This window comes from Ferrovibrio sp. GW821-FHT12F09, from assembly GCF_058806775.1.
The window spans coordinates 335,142-350,926 of the sequence record NZ_JBXAPZ010000001.1; the positions used below are offsets into that span (position 1 = coordinate 335,142).

A 15,785-nucleotide genomic window follows, 5' to 3' on the forward strand; every position below is an offset into this window, starting at 1 on the left:
CCGTCATTTTAATCGTCTCAATCGATCATAGTATCAAAAACAATCAATTTCCCCGATTTTATGCGATTGGCTACCCTTCTGTCACGGCCATTACGACCGGTATGAGGAGCCAGCCATGACCAAGTCCACCCCGACCCCGACGACTGCTGCCACCCTGACGACCAGCGCGGGCGCGCCAGTCGCCGACAACCAGAATTCGCTGAGCGCCGGCGCGCGCGGACCGCTGTTGCTGCAGGACGTGCACCTGATCGAGAAGCTGGCCGCCTTCAACCGCGAGCGCATCCCCGAGCGCGTGGTGCATGCGAAAGGCTCGGGCGCCTATGGCACGCTCACCGTGACCAGGGACATCACCCGATACACGAAAGCGGCGCTGTTCAAGCCGGGCAGCAAGACCGATCTGCTGCTGCGCTTTTCCACCGTGGCCGGCGAACGCGGTGCGGCCGATGCCGAACGCGACGTGCGCGGTTTTGCCTTGAAGTTCTATACCTCGGAAGGGAACTTCGACCTGGTCGGCAACAACACACCGGTCTTCTTCGTGCGCGACCCGCTGAAATTCCCCGACTTCATCCATACGCAGAAGCGCGATCCGCGCACCAACCTGCGCAACCCCACCGCCATGTGGGACTTCTGGTCCTTGAGCCCCGAAAGCCTGCACCAGGTGACCTATCTGTTCGGCGATCGCGGCCTGCCGCTGAGCTATCGCCATGTGAACGGCTATGGCAGCCATACGCTGAGCTTCATCAACGATGCCAATGAGCGCTTCTGGGTGAAGTTCCACTTCCACAGCCATCAGGGCGTGAAAAGCATCAGCGGCGCGGAAGCCGAGAAGATTATCGGCGTCGACCGCGAGAGCGCCCAGGCCGATCTCTACGATGCGATCGAGCGTGGAGAGCACCCGAAATGGACCATGTCGGTGCAGATCATGCCGGAGCTGGATGCGGACAAGACGCCGTATAACCCCTTCGACCTGACCAAGGTGTGGCCGCATAGCGACTATCCGCTGATCGAAGTGGGCGTGGTGGAGCTGAACCGGAATCCGGACAACTACTTCGCCGAAATCGAGCAGGCGGCGTTTGCGCCGGGCAACCTGGTGCCGGGCATCGGCGCCTCGCCCGACAAGATGCTGCAGGCGCGGCTGTTCGCCTATGCCGATGCGCAACGCTATCGCCTGGGCGCCAACCACGGCCAGATTCCGGTGAACCAGCCGAAATGCCCGTATCACAACTATCAGCGCGACGGGCAGATGCGGGTAGATGGCAATGGCGGTTCGCGTCCGAATTATGAACCGAACAGCTTCAGCGGGCCGGTGCAGTCTTCCTACGCCGCCGAACCGCCGCTGAAGATCAGCGGCGATGCGGATCGCTACAGCCATCGTGATGGCAATGACGATTACGGCCAGGCGGGCCAGCTGTTCCGCCTGATGGATACGGCCGCGCAGGCCCGCCTGATGGATGCCATCGCCGGCGCGATGAAGCCGGTGCCGGAGTTCATCCAGCGCCGTCAGATCGCGCATTTCGCCAAGGCCGACCCGGGCTATGGCGCCGGCGTGGCCCAGCGTCTGGGCCTGCAGGACGACAAGGCCGCCGCGGAGTAAAGCCCCTCGGCTTCGCAGCGACAGAAAAGCCGGCGCAGGAGACTGCGCCGGCTTTTTAATAACGGGTGATGCAAGGCGTCTTCAGGCCGCGCCGCTCAGGCCGATGCAGTGACGCAGGTCGGCGCCGGTGAAATTGGCGCGTCCGAGCTTGGACCGGCTGAGATCCACATGATCCAGCACCGCGCCGCGCAGATCGGCGCCGGTCAGATCGGCATCGATCAGGATGGGATAGAGCGTGCGGCCGGTGGCCTGCTGGCTGGCGCTGAACAGCGGCGCGCCGACCAGCTTGGCGCCGCGGAAGGTCGCTTCGGCCAGTTGCGCGCTGGTGAAATTGACCCCGCCGAGATCGGCCTGATCGAAATTCGCCTTGTTGAGTTCGGCTCCGAGGAAGCTGGCGAACAGCAGCTGCGCAGAACTGAAATCGGCGCCCTTGAGATCGCAGCCATGCATCTCGGCGCCGCGCAGATCGCAGCTGGAGAAATCGGAGCCCGCCAGTTTCTTGCCGTTGAAAATCGCCCGTGCGCCCTCGGCGCCGCCGGTGGCGATCCAGCGGCTATGCGCATGCAGGATCACCTCGATCTCGGTGGGCAGGCTGGCCGTCTTGCGATAGACCGAATTGGAAAGGTCGACGCCTTTGAGATTGACCTTGCTGAGATCGACATTGCGCAGGTTGGCGCCGCGCAGATCGGCCCCCTGCAGCAGGGCGCCTTCCATTTTCGCGCCGATCAGGTTGACATCGCGCAGGCGCGCGGAGGTGAGATTGGCACCGGACAGATCGGCGCCGGCCAGATTGACGGCGAACATGCTGGCATTGGCGAAATTGGCGCCGGTGGCCGACGAGACCGAGAGATTGGCTTCATCAAGCTGGGCCGAACGCAGGTCGGCGCCATCCAGCTTGGCTTCCGAAAGATTGGCCTTCTGGGTTTTCGACTCGCCGCCATCCAGCACGATCTGGCCCGGCCGCAGATCGGCCTGGTTCAGCGATGCGCCGCGCAGCACCGTCTTCATCATGTTGGCGCCGCGCAGGTCGCTGCGGTCGAGGATGGCACCCGAGAGATCGGCGCGCATGAAATCGGCAGCGAACAGATCGGCGCGCCGCAATTCGGACTTCACCATCGAGCCGCCGGTGAACATGCAGCGCGACAGCACCGCATCGTTCAGCTTGGCATTGTCGAGCCGCAGAAAGGAAAAATCCTCGCCCCGGCGCTGCAGGCGTTCACCTTCACTGCGCCCGCCGGCCCAGGCGGCATGACGGGACAGGGCGTTGGTAATTTGCTGCGGGGGAAATCTGAGCTCGGCCATGTTACAGGGTCTCGTGCGGCAGGCGCCTGTTAGGTCAGTAGATTAACGCAGGCCTTGTTTCGCCCTGCAAGCGTATTCACTGGCACCGCCTGCTGCGGCCCAGGGCAGCATGGTCGCAATCGGCCCGATCAGCGGCGGCTGTTGATGCCGACACACTGGCGAAGATCAGTACCCTGCATATTGGCGCCGGTCATCGAAGCGCCGGTGAAGTCGATGCCCTCGAAAGTGGCGCCGCGCAGATCGGCATTGGACAGATCGGCCTGCTCGAAGCGCGGATAGACGACCTTGCCGGTGCGCTGGTTGCGGGCATTGAAAATATCGACGCCGACAACGCGGGCGCCGCGCCAGCGGCTGCCGCCCAAGGTGGCGCGCAGGAAGTTGGTGCCGCTCAGATCGGCCATGTCGAAGGTGGCCTTGGCCAGGTTGGCATCGGCGAAGCTGGCGAACATCATCTGGGCGTTCGAGAAATCGGCGCCTTCGAGCGAGGCATTGTGCAGCTCTGCGCCGCGCAGGTCGCAGCCCGAGAAATTGCAGCCATCCATGTTGCGGCCGCTGAGCACGGCGCGTTCGCCCTCGGCGCCGTTGGTGGCGATCCACAGGCTGTGCGCCTTCAGCGCCGCTTCGATATCATCGGGCAGCTGGTCGCCCTTGCGATAGATCGCACCCTGCAGCGACACGCCATCGAGATTGACGCTGCTAAGATCGATGTTGCGCAGGTTGGCGCCGCGCAGATCCACACCCTTCAGCTTGGCGCCGGCCAGATTGGCGCCGATCAGATTGGCGTCCTTCAGCTTGGATCCAGCCAGATTGGCGCCGGTCAGATCGGCACCGGCCAGATTGACCGCAAACAGGCTGGCATTGGCGAAATTGGCGCCGGCCGCCGAGGCCACGGCCATGCTGGCCTGGTCGAGCTGCGAATTCTTGAAATCGGCACCGTCGAGCTTGGCGCCGTCCAGATTGGCATTGACCTGTTTGCTCTCGTTGGTCTCGGCCACCATGATCTGGCCCGGCCGCAGATCGACCTGGCTGAGCGAAGCATTGCGCAGGATGGCGCGGCCCATATTGGCGCCGCGCAGATCGGCGCGATCCAGCACGCCGCGGGTCAGATCGGCATTCTGGAAATCAGCGCAGAAAAGATCGGCACGGCGGAATTCGGCGCCGGCCAGCGAGGAATTCCCAAAGCCGGCGCGCGACAGGATCGCATCGTCGAGCTTGGCACCATCCAGCCGCAGGTTTTCGTAATGGGCACCGCTCTGCTGCAGGCGCGTGCCACCCTGCCGGCCGGCCAGGAAGGCGGCATGGCGGGACAGGACGACCTGCACGTCGTGCGATGGAATAATGCGTTCGGTCATAATCTCAGCATCTATGGCTATCCCCGAACGGGATAGTTACTAAACGCTAACGTGCAGAGATTTGAGCCGCAACCACTAACTGTAATTGTGACGAATTCTTACTATTCGTCTTTACAGTTTTTAGCGGTTTTCCAAGACTTATCGATAAAGTTTATGCCCGTTTCCCGGGTCGCATACCCGTGCACTGACGCAGATCAGTCCCTGAAATATTAACCTTTTCAAAAACGGTGCTGGCAAAGTCCACGCCCTCGACCACCGCGCCACGCAGGTCGGCGCCGGTGAGATCGGCATTGTCGAAGCGCGGGAAGATGGTCTTGCCGGTGCGCTGGTTCAGCGCGTTGAAAATCTCCACGCCGACCAGCTGCGCCCCGCGGAAGGTGGCGCCCATCACCAGCGCGCCCGAGAGATTGGCGCCGCCGAGACTGGCCTGGTCGAAATTGGCCTTGCGCAGATCGGCGCCGACAAAGCTGGTGAACAGCAGCTGGCTGCGCGAGAAATGCGCGCCGGCCAGGTTGGTATCGTGAAACACCGCCGCGCGCAGATCGCAGCTGGAAAAATCAATGCCGGGCAATTTCATCCCGGTGAACACCGCGCGCTCCCCCGACTCGCCATTGGAGGCGATCCATTTGCCATGGCTGGCCAGCCTCGCCTCGATCTCGACCGGCAACTGGGCGCCGCGATAGATCGCACCCTGCATCATGGCGCCGCTGAGATCGGCGCTGCTGAGATCGACGCTGCGCAGATTGGCGCCGCGCAGATCGCAGTTGGCCAGTTTGGCGCCTTCCAGATTGGCCCCGACGAAGGTGGTGTCCTTCAGCTTGGCGCCGGAGAAATCCGCACCCGACAGATCGGCGCCGGTGAGATTGACCGCAAACAGCGAAGCGCCGGTGAAGGCGGCATGAGCCGCCTTGGCATTGGTCATGTTGGCATGATCCATATGCGCGTGGCCCAGATTGGCCTCTTCCAGATTCGCGCCGGTGAGATTCACCGGCACATCCTGCTTTTTCTCTTTCTCGCCGCCTTGATCGTCCGTCACATGCTGCACGATCTGGCCCGGCCGCAGATCGGCCTGGCGGAACGACGTCTTTTTCAGGATCGCCATGACGAAATTGGCACCGCGCAGATCGGCGCGATCGAACAGCGTCTTGGTCAGGTCGCTGCGGGTGAAATCGGCCCCGAACAGATCGGCGCGCAGAAACTGAGCGGAAATCAGGGAAGACCCGGCAAAGCTGCAGCCCGGCAGAATGGCATCGTCCAGCGTCACGCCATCCAGGCGCAAATCGGCAAAGTCGTCTCCACGCCGCTGCAGACGGGTCCCGCCCGGGCGGCTGTTCAGATAGGCATTATGACGCGACAAGGCCCAGAGGACGGGCTCCGGCGGTATCCGCGCGGACATGGCGATGCTTTGTGATTCGGGCGTGGCGTGAAGTAACAGACCTGACGCATTGTAAGGAAAAGCCTCCGCTATCGCCACGCTTTTGTCATTGGATCAAGACCTTATTCACCCTTCCCAGAATCCGGCCGGATCGCTAGTGTTGCTGTATTCAGCAGGGGAAAAGCAGCAATGGCGTCGAAGAAGCGTAAATCGGTCAAAGCGGCCAAGCCGAAAGTCGCCGTGAAGCCAAAAGCCCCTGCCAAGTCCAAACCCGCCGCCAAGCCCAAGGCCGCCGTGAAAACCAAGGCGAAGCCGGCCGCGAAATCGAAGCCTGCAGCCAAGCCGAAAGCCGTCGCCAAAGCGAAGCCGGCTGTAAAAGCCAAAAAGGCCAAAGCCAAGGCTGAAGCCAATCGCCGCCAGTTCGACCGTCGCGATACCAAAATCACCGCCGAGCTGGATCATGGCGGCACCGCCGTCAAGGGCACCGTGACCAACCTGTCGCTCGCCGGCTGCCTGTTCGCGCCGAAGGTGAATGTCGCCGTCGGCGCCCGCGTCAAGCTGAAGCTGGCCGGCGAAACGCCGGTGGCCGCCACGGTAAAGGGCGTCAGCGACCGCGGCGTGCACTGCCTGCTGCATGCCGGCGGCGTCACCCTCGGCCGCCTGTCGGCCGATCTGGACGATATGGCGCTGCTGATGCTGAATGCGGGGCGCCCGCATGACATCGCCGCACCGGCCGCCAAGCCGCGCAAGAGCGCGAAGTAACTCTCCGGTCCAAATAATCCGGCCCCAATAAACGGGGCGGGTGTCACCACCCGCCCCGTTTCCGTATCCACACCCCCTGTCCGCAGTGCTGCGGGATCAGCGACGCTCCTGCAGGCCCTGCGGACTGGCGCGATAGCCGGTGAGCGTCTTGTCGGCATGGGCCAGCCGCCAGTTCAGCATCTTCTGCGCGTATTCCATGATCTTCGGCGCATAGGCCAGATCATGGGCGACATTGTTCAGCTGGCCGGGGTCTTTCTTCAGATCGAAGAACAACGGCGGCAGGGCGGCGAAATGCACATACTTGTATTTGTCGTCCTGCACGACGGCGAGCGAGCTCTGGTCCATCGCCGTCCCCAGCACACCTTCGGGCTTTGAATAGAAGATGTCGCGAAAATCGAACTCGTAATGCACTTCGGTGCGCCAGTCGGCCGGCGCGTCGCCGTAGGTGAAATCGAGAAGCGAGCGGCCGTCGCACTGGCGTGGCACCGGCGCGCCGATCCAGTCCAGGATGGTGGGCATGGTGTCGACGGTCTCGGTGAAGTCTTCCACGATCCTGCCGCGCGTGGCATCGGCGGCGCGGTCCGGATTGTAGATCACCATCGGGATGCGGAAGCTGCCGTCGAAATAGGCCAGCTTGCCCAGCAGATAGTGGTCGCCCAACTGTTCGCCATGATCGCAGGTGAAGACGATCAGCGTATCGTCCCACTGGCCGCTGTCTTTCAGGAACTGGAAAACGCGGCCGAGATGATCGTCGATCTCGGTCATCAGGCCGAAATAGGTGGCGCGCATCTGGCGCACCTCGTCATCGCTCATCGCCGAGCCGAGCGCATCGGCGCCCTGGAAGAAGCCGCGCTGGTTCACGTGGTCGATGTAGTATTTGTGCAGCGGATGCGAGGTCGAGGCTTCTTCTACCGTGGCATGGCGCACCGGCGGCGCCATGTCGGCCGGATCGTACATGCTGTTATAGGGCTCGGGCGCGATATAGGGCGGATGCGGCCGGTAATAACCCAGATGCAGGAACCAGTTGCGGTTGCTGGCGCCGTTCATGTAAGTGAGCGCCCGCTCGGTGAACCAGGCGGTGTCCGACAGCTCAGTGGGGATCGGGCTGGCCGAGCGGGTGGCGCCGGGCTTGCCTTCCTTCGGACGCCAGATGTCTTCCGGATTGTCGGGCAGCTTGTAGCCCTTGGATGCCATCCAGGCGAAATAGGCTTCCTTGTAGGGTTCGAAGACGCCGACCGGACGGAAGCCATCCATGATATCGCCCAGCACGAAGAAGCGCGGATCGTTCGGCCCGGTGGTGCGCGGATCGGGCGTGGTGGTCGTATAGCCGATCAGCGCCGGATCGTAGCCGGACTTGCGCAGTTCATGACCCAGATTGGTGAAGCGGGAATCGAGCGGGATGGTGTTCTGCACCGCGCGATGGGTCATCTGGTAAAGGCCGGTGAGCAGCGAGGCGCGCGCCGGGCCGCAGGGCACGGCGGTGGTGAAATGGTTGCGGAAGGTGACGCCCTGGCTGCAGAGGAAATCCAGGTTGGGCGTCTTCAACCCCGGGGTGCCCAGATAAGGCATGATGTCGCCGCGCCACTGGTCGACGACGATGAGCAGGATGTTCTTGCGGGCTTTGTCGGTCATGTGCGGTCTTCTTCGTTTAGCGGAGTGTGGGATCGAGGCGATCGCGCAGCCAGTCGCCCAGCATGCTGATCGAGAGAGTCGTGAGGACGATGACGGCGCTGGGCGCCAGCATGATCCAGGGCGCGCGGGTGATGTATTCGCGGCCGTAGCCGACCATGTTGCCCAGCGAGGTGAGCGGCGGCTGCACGCCGAGCCCGAGGAAGGACAGCCCGCTTTCGAGCAGGATGATTTCCGGGAAGGTCAGCGTCATCGACACGATCAGCGTGGAGGCAATGTTCGGCAGCACATGGCGGCCGTAGATACGGAAGCTGCCGGCGCCGAGCTGGCGCACGGCGGCGGCATAGCCCTGCTCGTTGGCTGCGAGCGCCAGGCCGCGCGAGATGCGGGCGTAACGCTCCCAGCTGTGGAAGCCCATCAGCACCACGAACAGGGTGAGCGAATTGCCGAAGAAGGCCAGCACCGAGAGCGCGATGATCATGAAGGGCATGCTGGCCTGGAAGTCGATCAGCACCAGGATCAACGATTCGACGCGACCGCGAAAATGCGCCGCCGCCAGCCCCAGCGTGGTGCCCAGCGTGGCCGCGATCAGCGTGCCGAAGAAAGCGATCAGCAGGCTGAGGCGGATCGACATGATGAGACGCGACAGCACATCGCGGCCGAGCTCGTCGGTCCCAAGGGCATGGTTCCATGGCCCGCCCATGCCGATCGGCGGCTGCAGGCGTGCCTTGAGATCGAAAGCCGTGAAGCTGTAGGGCACAATCTGGTCTGCAGCGAACGCCACCAGCAGCATCAGCAGGATCCAGCCCAGCGCCAGAAGCACACCGGGCGGGAATGCCGTGAAGAACCGCTTCAGCGCGGGGCGATCCGGACGGGACACATTGGCGGGCGATGGTGAGGCGATGTCGGTCATGGTGCTTCCTCAGGCCTGCGCCCGGCCGCGCCGCAGGCGGGGATCGAGCCAGCCATAGGCGAGGTCGACGCAGAGATTGGCCACGACCATCGACAGCGCGATGGCGAGCAGGATGGCCTGCACCACGGCGAGGTCGCGATTGGCCACCGCCGAGACCAGCAGGCGGCCGACGCCCGGCCAGGCAAAGACGCTTTCCACCACCACGGCGCCGGCGATCAGGCTGCCGACCATGAAGCCGACGATGGTGACGGTGGGGATCGCCGCATTGGGCAGGGCGTGATCGACGATCACCCGGCGCCACGGCACGCCCTTGGCCGAGGCCGTGCGGATATAGGGCTGGCCCAGCACTTCCAGCATGGCCGAACGGGTGAAGCGCGCCAGGATGGCGGCGCCGGAAATGCCCAGCGTGAAGACCGGCAGGATGCCCGAGCGCCAGCCGTCATTGCCGCTGGAGGGCAGCCAGCCGAGCTGCACCGAAAAGACCAGCACCAAGAGCAGCGCCAGCACGAAGCTGGGCACCGTGAAACCGGCCACCGAGGCTGTCATGGTCAGGCGGTCGAGCAGCGAGTTGCGATGCAGGGCGGCAAAAATGCCGGCGGGTATGCCGAGGCCCAGTTTGATGATGAAGGCGGGGATGGTGATGGCCAGCGTCATCGGCACGCGCTCCATCACCAGCTGGATCGCCGGACGGCCATCGCGCATCGAATTGCCGAAATCGCCGCTCAGGGCATTGGCGGCATAGGCCAGATACTGCTCCCAGATCGGCTGATCAAGGCCCCAGGACTTGCGGAAGGCAGCAATGGCCTCGGGCGGCGCATCCACCGACATGATCAGCAGCGCCGGATCGCCCGACAGTCGCAGCACCACGAAGGCGAAGGTGACGACAAAGGCGATGGTCAGCGCGGCGCGCGCCAGACGCGAGGCGACAAAAGCCAGCATCACAGGACTCCGGACAAATCAGGCCGCGACACGGTCGGTCTCCGGCGTAACGAAATGACAGGCAACATCGCGCCCATCGGCAAGGCGGCGCAGGGATGGCGCGATCTCGGCGCACAGCCCGGTGGCCTGCGGACAGCGGGTGCGGAAGGCGCAGCCGGTGGGCGGGTTGGCCGGATCGGGCGGATCGCCCTGGATCGGCGTCGGCCTGACGCCGCCCTGGCGGGCGATGGTGGGGATCGCCGCCAGCAGCGCGCGGGTATAGGGATGCTGCGGATCGCGGAACAGGCTTTCGGCTTCACCGTATTCGACGATGCGGCCGAGATACATCACGGCGACATCATGGCTGATCTGGCGCACGACCTTAAGGTCATGGCTGATGAAGACATAGGCCAGGCCGCGCTGTTCCTGCAGATCGAGCAGCAGATTGACCACCTGGGCCTGGATCGAGACATCCAGCGCCGAGATCGGTTCGTCGCAGACCAGCAGTTGCGGATTCAGGATCAGGGCGCGGGCCAGAACCACGCGCTGGCGCTGGCCGCCCGACAGTTCATGCGGATAGCGCTCGGCATGATGTGGCTGCAGGCCGACGGCATTCATCTGTTCGGCAACGCGCGCCTGCCGTTCGGCCTCCGGCATTTTCGGGTGGTGAATGTCAAGCGGTTCGGCAACCTGGCGGCCGACCGTGAGCCGGCGGTCCAGCGCGCCGAGCGGATCCTGGTAGACCATCTGCATGGCCTGGCGCTGCGAGCGCCAGCCGGCGGTGCGGGGCTGTTCCAGCGGCACGCCGCCGAACTGCACGCTGCCGGCCGTCGGCGCCATCAAGCCGAGCAGCAGGCGGCCGGTGGTGGACTTGCCGCAACCGGATTCGCCGACCAGGCCGAGCGTACGGCCGGGCTGCACGCTGAGCGAGATGCCATCGACCGCGCGCAGCAGCGCCTTGCGGCCGAACAGGCCATCGAGGCCCGGCCCCTTCTGGCGGATGGTGAAATGACGCGTCAGGTTGCGCGCTTCAAGCAAAGCGCTCATCGTGCGATCACAGCAACGGCATGGCCGGATATCGCAACATGCGGTACGGATGCCGGCACGGGCGCATCCTTATGCACCGGTTCGGCATGATAGCGGCCGTGGAAACACAACACGCGCTCGCTGGCACTGATCGCCAGCTGCGGCGGTGCGGTGCGGTGGCAGCTTTCTTCCGCCTCGCCGCAGCGCGGCGCGAAGGCACAACCCTGCGGCAGGTTCCAGGGTTCGGGCACCGTACCGGGAATGGCGGCGAGACGGCGGCGCGGGCCCTCCAGCGCCGGCAGGGCGGCCAGCAGGCCGCGCGTATAGGGATGGCGCGGGCGGTCGAACATGGTGTCGGCCGGCGCTTCCTCGACCAGGCGGCCGGCATACATGACGCAGACGCGGTCGACATTCTCGGCCACCACGCCGAGATCGTGGCTGATCAGCACCATACCCATGCCGCTGTCACGGCGAATGTCCTGGAGCAGGGTCAGAATCTGGGCCTGAACCGTCGCATCCAGCGCCGTGGTCGGCTCGTCGGCGATCAGCAGCTCAGGCTCGCCGGCCAGCGCCATGGCGATCATGGCGCGCTGGTTCATGCCACCCGACAGTTCATGCGGATAATCGCGCAGGCGCTGCGCCGCATTGGCGATGCCGACACGATCCAGCAGACGTTTTGCTTCCGCCTCGGCAGCCGCACCGGAAAGACCGCGATGCAGGCCCAGCGCCTCGCCGATCTGGCGGCCGATCTTCAGCACCGGATTGAGGCTGGAGGACGGATCCTGGAAAATCATGGCAATGCGGCGACCGCGAATGCCATCCAGCACCCGGCGCGGGGCATCGACCAGCTGCTGCGATTCCAGCATGACGCTGCCCCTGACCAAGGCCTTGCCCGGCAGCAGGCCGAGCGCCGCGAGCCAGGTCACGCTTTTGCCCGAGCCGGATTCGCCGACCAGACCGACCGCCTCACCAGCCCCGACGGTCAGGTCGATGCCACGCAGGGCGCGGATCAGACGATTGCCTTGCGGGAAGTCGACAGTCAGGCCACGCATTTCTATCAGTGACGTCATGCCAGTCTCCTTATGGGGCAAAGGAAAACGGCGGCGGTTCATCACCGCCGCCGTCAGGCACTTGCTCAGATCTTGAAGTTGCTGCTGCGGAATTCCATCGCGAAGGAAGGCGAAGCCTTCCACTGGATGTCCTTGCGCTTGGCCGTGAAGGTGGCGTTCTGGTGCAGCACCGTATAGGCCGGGTCTTCGCGTTCGCAGATTTCCAGCATGCGGGCGAACATCGCCTTGCGCTTCGGGATGTCGATCTCGGTCGCCATCTGGTCGGACAGGCTGTTCATCTCGGCATTGGTCCATTCCTGGACCTGCTGCTGCTGACCCTGCGGACCATGCTGGTTGACGATGGAGGAGATCGGATCGGTGAAGGGCGCGCTGTTCGACCAGTCGCGCACAGCGCGCTGGCCGTTATTCTCGAAGATTTGCTGCCAGTTTTCCTTCATCTCGATCTGCACGTTCAGACCGGCCTGGCGCCACATCTCGACCAGGATCTGCGCGGTGGCATTCTGGTTGGTGTAGTAGTTGTTGATCAGGCGATAGGGGATCGGATCGCCCTTGTAGCCGGCCGCCTTGAGCAGCTCGCGCGCCTTGGCCGGATTGTATTCCGGCACCTTCCAGCCCTCGACGAACATCGGGCCGTAGAATTCCCACTGCAGGCCGGCGGGCACGCGCGTACGACCGGCCCAGAGGCTGTCGACGATGGCCTGGCGGTCGATGGCATGGGTGAAGGCCTGGCGCACGCGCGGGTCTTTCAGTTGCGCATGATGCTTGTCGAAGACGGTGAGGCGGTGGTTGTCGATCAGGCCGCCCTTCACTTCGAACTTGGCATTCTTCTCGATGCCGGCAATCTGGTCCGGCGGCATGTCGCAGACGAAATCGAACTGGCCGGACAGCAGTCCGTTGATGCGGGAAGCCACTTCCGGCACCACCATGATGCGGACGGTCTTCAGCGGCGGACGGCCGCCCCAGTATTCGTCATGGGCTTCGAGCACCAGCTCCTGGTCGGGCTTGTATTCGCGCACCTTGTAGGGGCCGGTGGTGATCGGCTTGACCGACCAGTCGAGCCAGCTCTTGGACTCTTCGAAGCCGCGGCGCGAGATGATTTCGCTGCCCGAACGGGCGATGCGGCCTTCCAGCGTCACGTCGGGCGTGCGGTTGACGAAGCGCACGGTGTATTTGTCGATAATCTCGATCTTTTCCAGCGCCGGCCAGTTGCGCTTGGCGACGGCTGGCACTTCGGCCGGCAGTTCCTTGCCGCGCACGGTGTCGCGCACCATCACATTGGCGAACAACGTCTTGTTGCTGCTGATGTCGTAATCCGGGCCGAACATGCGTTCACGGCTGTAGGTGAAAGCCACGTCCTCGGCGGTCATTTCGTCGCCGTTATGGAATTTCACACCCTTGCGCAGATTAAGCTCGACGGTGCGGGAATCGATGCGCTTCCAGCTTTCCGCCAGCGCCGGCATGGCTTCCAGCTCGCTCATCAGGTTGCGCCCGATCAGGCCCTCATAAAGGAAGGAGAAGGTGCGCGTGCCGACATTGGACTGTTCGCGCAGCGGCTCCAGCGAGGCGGAGTTGGAAATCTGCTGCACGGCGATGGTGATGCTCGGCCGGTTATCAGACTGGCCGATGGCAAAGCGCGGCAGCGCCAGGCTGCCGGCCGCAAGACCGGTGCCCACGAGAAAATGACGACGATGAACCAGCATGGCTTCCCCTCCGTTTCTGGAACTGAGGCGGAAACGCTAGGCAGGCTGCATGACCGCGGCGTGACGCTGCGATGACCCATGCGTGAAGGCGCCGAGTCGCCGGCATAACGGCTCGACCTTTGACGCCAGAGGTTGGTTCAGGGAAGTTGCGGAACTCTCGCCGTCAGTCGCGCGGCGCGAGCCAGCTGCCTGGATTCTGGTCAAGACCGATCAGCGCAAGGCCCGAAGCGATGGACTGCAACTGGTCGCCGGTGGCGAGTCGAGCGGCGGAAAACCGCGCTTCGAACAGATGCCGCAGGGCCGGCACGAAGGATGAACCGCCGGTCATAAACACCTGATCGACATCCGCCGCCGTCAAACCGGACTCGGCAAATACGCGATCGAGTGCTGCATCAATCTGCGCCAGTTCCGGCGCGATCCAGCTTTCAAACGCCTTGCGCGTGACGGTTTCGCGGATATCGATGCCCTCGGCCTGGAACACCAGATCAGCGCTGTCGGCGCCAGACAGCGCCGTCTTGGTGGCCGAAACCGCGCGATAGAGGCCGAAACCGAGGTCGTTCTCGATCACGGTGATGAAATCCAGCAGCGGGCCGGACTCCACCGCTTCCTTGGCCAGCGCCTTCAGGTCGGCCATGGTGCGTGGCGACTTCAGCATGGCGAGCTGATGCCACTGGGCGAAATTGGCATAATGCTGGCCCGGCACCGGCAGGATCTTGCCATCGCTGCGATAGCTGCCGCCCTTGCCCAGCCGCGGCGAGACGACATTGTCGATGATGCGGAAATCGAAAGCGTCGCCGGCCACGCCGACACCGGCATGACCCAGCGGCGTGGCGGTCAGGCCCTGGGCGCCTTTTTGGAACCGCATCAGCGAGAAGTCGCTGGTGCCGCCGCCGAAATCGGCCACCAGCACGGTGGCCTCCGTCTTCAGGCGACGGGCGAAGAAGTAGGCGGCGCCCACCGGTTCATAGGCATAGCGCACCGGCGGAAAACCGGCACGCGCGTAAGACGCATCCATACGCTGCAGCGCCAGGGACGGATCGGGATTGGCGCCGACGAATTCCACCGGACGCCCGGCAATCACCGGCGCATCCATCTGCGCCAACGACGGGCCGGCATGACGACGCATCAGGCCGAGGAAGTTGCTCAGGATGTCTTCGTAGCCAAAGCGCTTGCCAAAGATCACCGTCGACTGGAACAGGCGGCTGGCGGCAAAGGATTTGAACGACTGGATGAAGCGGTGTTCATAGGGGCTGTCGAGGAACTGCTCGATGGCCCAGGGACCGGCTTCCACCTCAATACGGCGCGCGCGACCTTCGGTTTCGTCCCAGAAGCAGAGTGCCGAGCGGAAGATGTCATGCAGCAGTCCGGCATGATCGAAGGTCACCGGCGTGACGCTGCCATCGGCGCGCGCAATCGCCACCACCGTATTGGTGGTGCCAAAATCAACGCCGATTGCGTGGGTCTGCTGTGCCATGGTCCCGGCCCTGAGAGGGGCGGGCTTTATAGGGTGCGGAAGCCACTCCGGCAATGGTCAGACGATCAGGCCGTGGCAGACGCCCCGATCACCTGCAAGGCATGGGCGACGGCTGCTGCTTTCTCGCCTACGGGAGCAACCTGCTGCAAAACCGCCGCCGCCGTGGCGGCATCGGTCAGGCGCATGATGGTCCAGGCCGCGAGATAGGATGACGCCAGACAGCCGCCGGCAGTGGCGACATTACCATCGGCATGAAAGGGCTGATCCAGAACCTGCAGTCCCCTCGCCTGCAGTGCCGGCCCGGTCAGCAGATCGGTACAGGTCACATCCTTGAGGAGCCCCTTGGCCTGCAGCAGCATGGCACCGGAGCATTGCGCCCCGATCACCTGCCGTTGTGGATCGAGCGGCAGCTGTGCAAGAAACTCCGGATCGTCGGCATAACGGTCGGTATAGCGGCCGCTGCCGATCAGAACGGCATCGGCGTCTTGCACAGCCTCCAGTCCGGCCTGGGCCGCAATGGTCACGCCGCCGCCGGAGGTGATGGTCGGCGTCGGCGCCACCAATTGCACTTGCCAGTCCGGCTGCGTCACGCGCCGCAGCATGGTGAAGGCCACGAAACTGTCGAGTTCGTTGGCCCCCTCCAGGATGAGGAGCGCGACGCGCATGCCGG

Annotated in this window: 13 protein-coding genes; 2 read left to right on the forward strand and 11 right to left on the reverse strand. The window is 64.0% G+C overall.

All coding sequences use genetic code 11. The features are described 5' to 3' along the window. The first annotated feature begins 115 nt into the window (after positions 1–115). Positions 116–1,594 carry a catalase gene (locus AC1ROB_RS01775; RefSeq protein WP_492972475.1) on the forward strand — a complete coding sequence of 493 codons (1,479 nt, stop codon included), beginning with the start codon at positions 116–118 and terminating at the stop codon, positions 1,592–1,594. 81 nt (positions 1,595–1,675) lie between these two features. Here AC1ROB_RS01775 and AC1ROB_RS01780 read toward each other — a convergent pair whose 3' ends face one another. From AC1ROB_RS01780 to AC1ROB_RS01790, 3 genes are all read right to left on the reverse strand, one after another. Then, complete coding sequence (locus AC1ROB_RS01780) at positions 1,676–2,896, reverse strand: pentapeptide repeat-containing protein (RefSeq protein ID WP_492972474.1); 1,221 nt, start codon at positions 2,894–2,896, stop codon at positions 1,676–1,678. A gap of 128 nt (positions 2,897–3,024) precedes the next feature. Continuing rightward, on the reverse strand, positions 3,025–4,248 hold the full coding sequence (locus tag AC1ROB_RS01785) for a pentapeptide repeat-containing protein (protein WP_492972473.1): 1,224 nt from the start codon (positions 4,246–4,248) through the stop codon (positions 3,025–3,027). A 151-nt stretch (positions 4,249–4,399) separates the two neighbouring features. Continuing rightward, positions 4,400–5,605: a pentapeptide repeat-containing protein gene (locus tag AC1ROB_RS01790; RefSeq protein ID WP_492972472.1), complete on the reverse strand. Its 1,206-nt coding sequence runs from the start codon at positions 5,603–5,605 to the stop codon at positions 4,400–4,402. Between the two features lie 207 nt (positions 5,606–5,812). On the opposite strand from AC1ROB_RS01790, the gene AC1ROB_RS01795 reads away from it, so the two are divergent. Then, complete coding sequence (locus tag AC1ROB_RS01795) at positions 5,813–6,385, forward strand: PilZ domain-containing protein (RefSeq protein WP_492972471.1); 573 nt, start codon at positions 5,813–5,815, stop codon at positions 6,383–6,385. A 96-nt stretch (positions 6,386–6,481) separates the two neighbouring features. Here the strand turns inward: AC1ROB_RS01795 and AC1ROB_RS01800 are convergent, their stop codons facing one another. The 8 genes from AC1ROB_RS01800 to AC1ROB_RS01835 all read right to left on the reverse strand — a co-directional run bounded on the left by AC1ROB_RS01800 (position 6,482) and on the right by AC1ROB_RS01835 (position 15,780). Further along, positions 6,482–8,017, reverse strand: coding sequence for an alkaline phosphatase family protein (locus tag AC1ROB_RS01800; RefSeq protein ID WP_492972470.1), 1,536 nt, complete (start codon positions 8,015–8,017; stop codon positions 6,482–6,484). Between the two features lie 16 nt (positions 8,018–8,033). Beyond that, positions 8,034–8,927 carry an ABC transporter permease gene (locus AC1ROB_RS01805; RefSeq protein ID WP_492972469.1) on the reverse strand — a complete coding sequence of 298 codons (894 nt, stop codon included), beginning with the start codon at positions 8,925–8,927 and terminating at the stop codon, positions 8,034–8,036. Between the two features lie 9 nt (positions 8,928–8,936). Further along, positions 8,937–9,866, reverse strand: a complete 930-nt coding sequence (locus tag AC1ROB_RS01810; protein ID WP_492972468.1) for an ABC transporter permease — start codon at positions 9,864–9,866, stop codon at positions 8,937–8,939. A gap of 18 nt (positions 9,867–9,884) precedes the next feature. Beyond that, positions 9,885–10,892, reverse strand: coding sequence for an ABC transporter ATP-binding protein (locus AC1ROB_RS01815; protein ID WP_492972467.1), 1,008 nt, complete (start codon positions 10,890–10,892; stop codon positions 9,885–9,887). Next, positions 10,889–11,941, reverse strand: a complete 1,053-nt coding sequence (locus AC1ROB_RS01820; RefSeq protein WP_492972466.1) for an ABC transporter ATP-binding protein — start codon at positions 11,939–11,941, stop codon at positions 10,889–10,891. The genes AC1ROB_RS01815 and AC1ROB_RS01820 overlap by 4 nt, the downstream gene beginning before the upstream one ends. Before the next feature lie 65 nt (positions 11,942–12,006). Next, positions 12,007–13,641 carry an ABC transporter substrate-binding protein gene (locus tag AC1ROB_RS01825; RefSeq protein WP_492972465.1) on the reverse strand — a complete coding sequence of 545 codons (1,635 nt, stop codon included), beginning with the start codon at positions 13,639–13,641 and terminating at the stop codon, positions 12,007–12,009. A 163-nt stretch (positions 13,642–13,804) separates the two neighbouring features. Beyond that, entirely contained in the window at positions 13,805–15,115 is a 1,311-nt protein-coding gene (locus AC1ROB_RS01830) for an Hsp70 family protein (protein WP_492972464.1), read from the reverse strand. 65 nt (positions 15,116–15,180) lie between these two features. Next, positions 15,181–15,780 (reverse strand): DJ-1/PfpI family protein, encoded by a 600-nt coding sequence (locus tag AC1ROB_RS01835; protein WP_492972463.1) that lies wholly within the window; start codon positions 15,778–15,780, stop codon positions 15,181–15,183. Positions 15,781–15,785 lie beyond the last annotated feature (5 nt).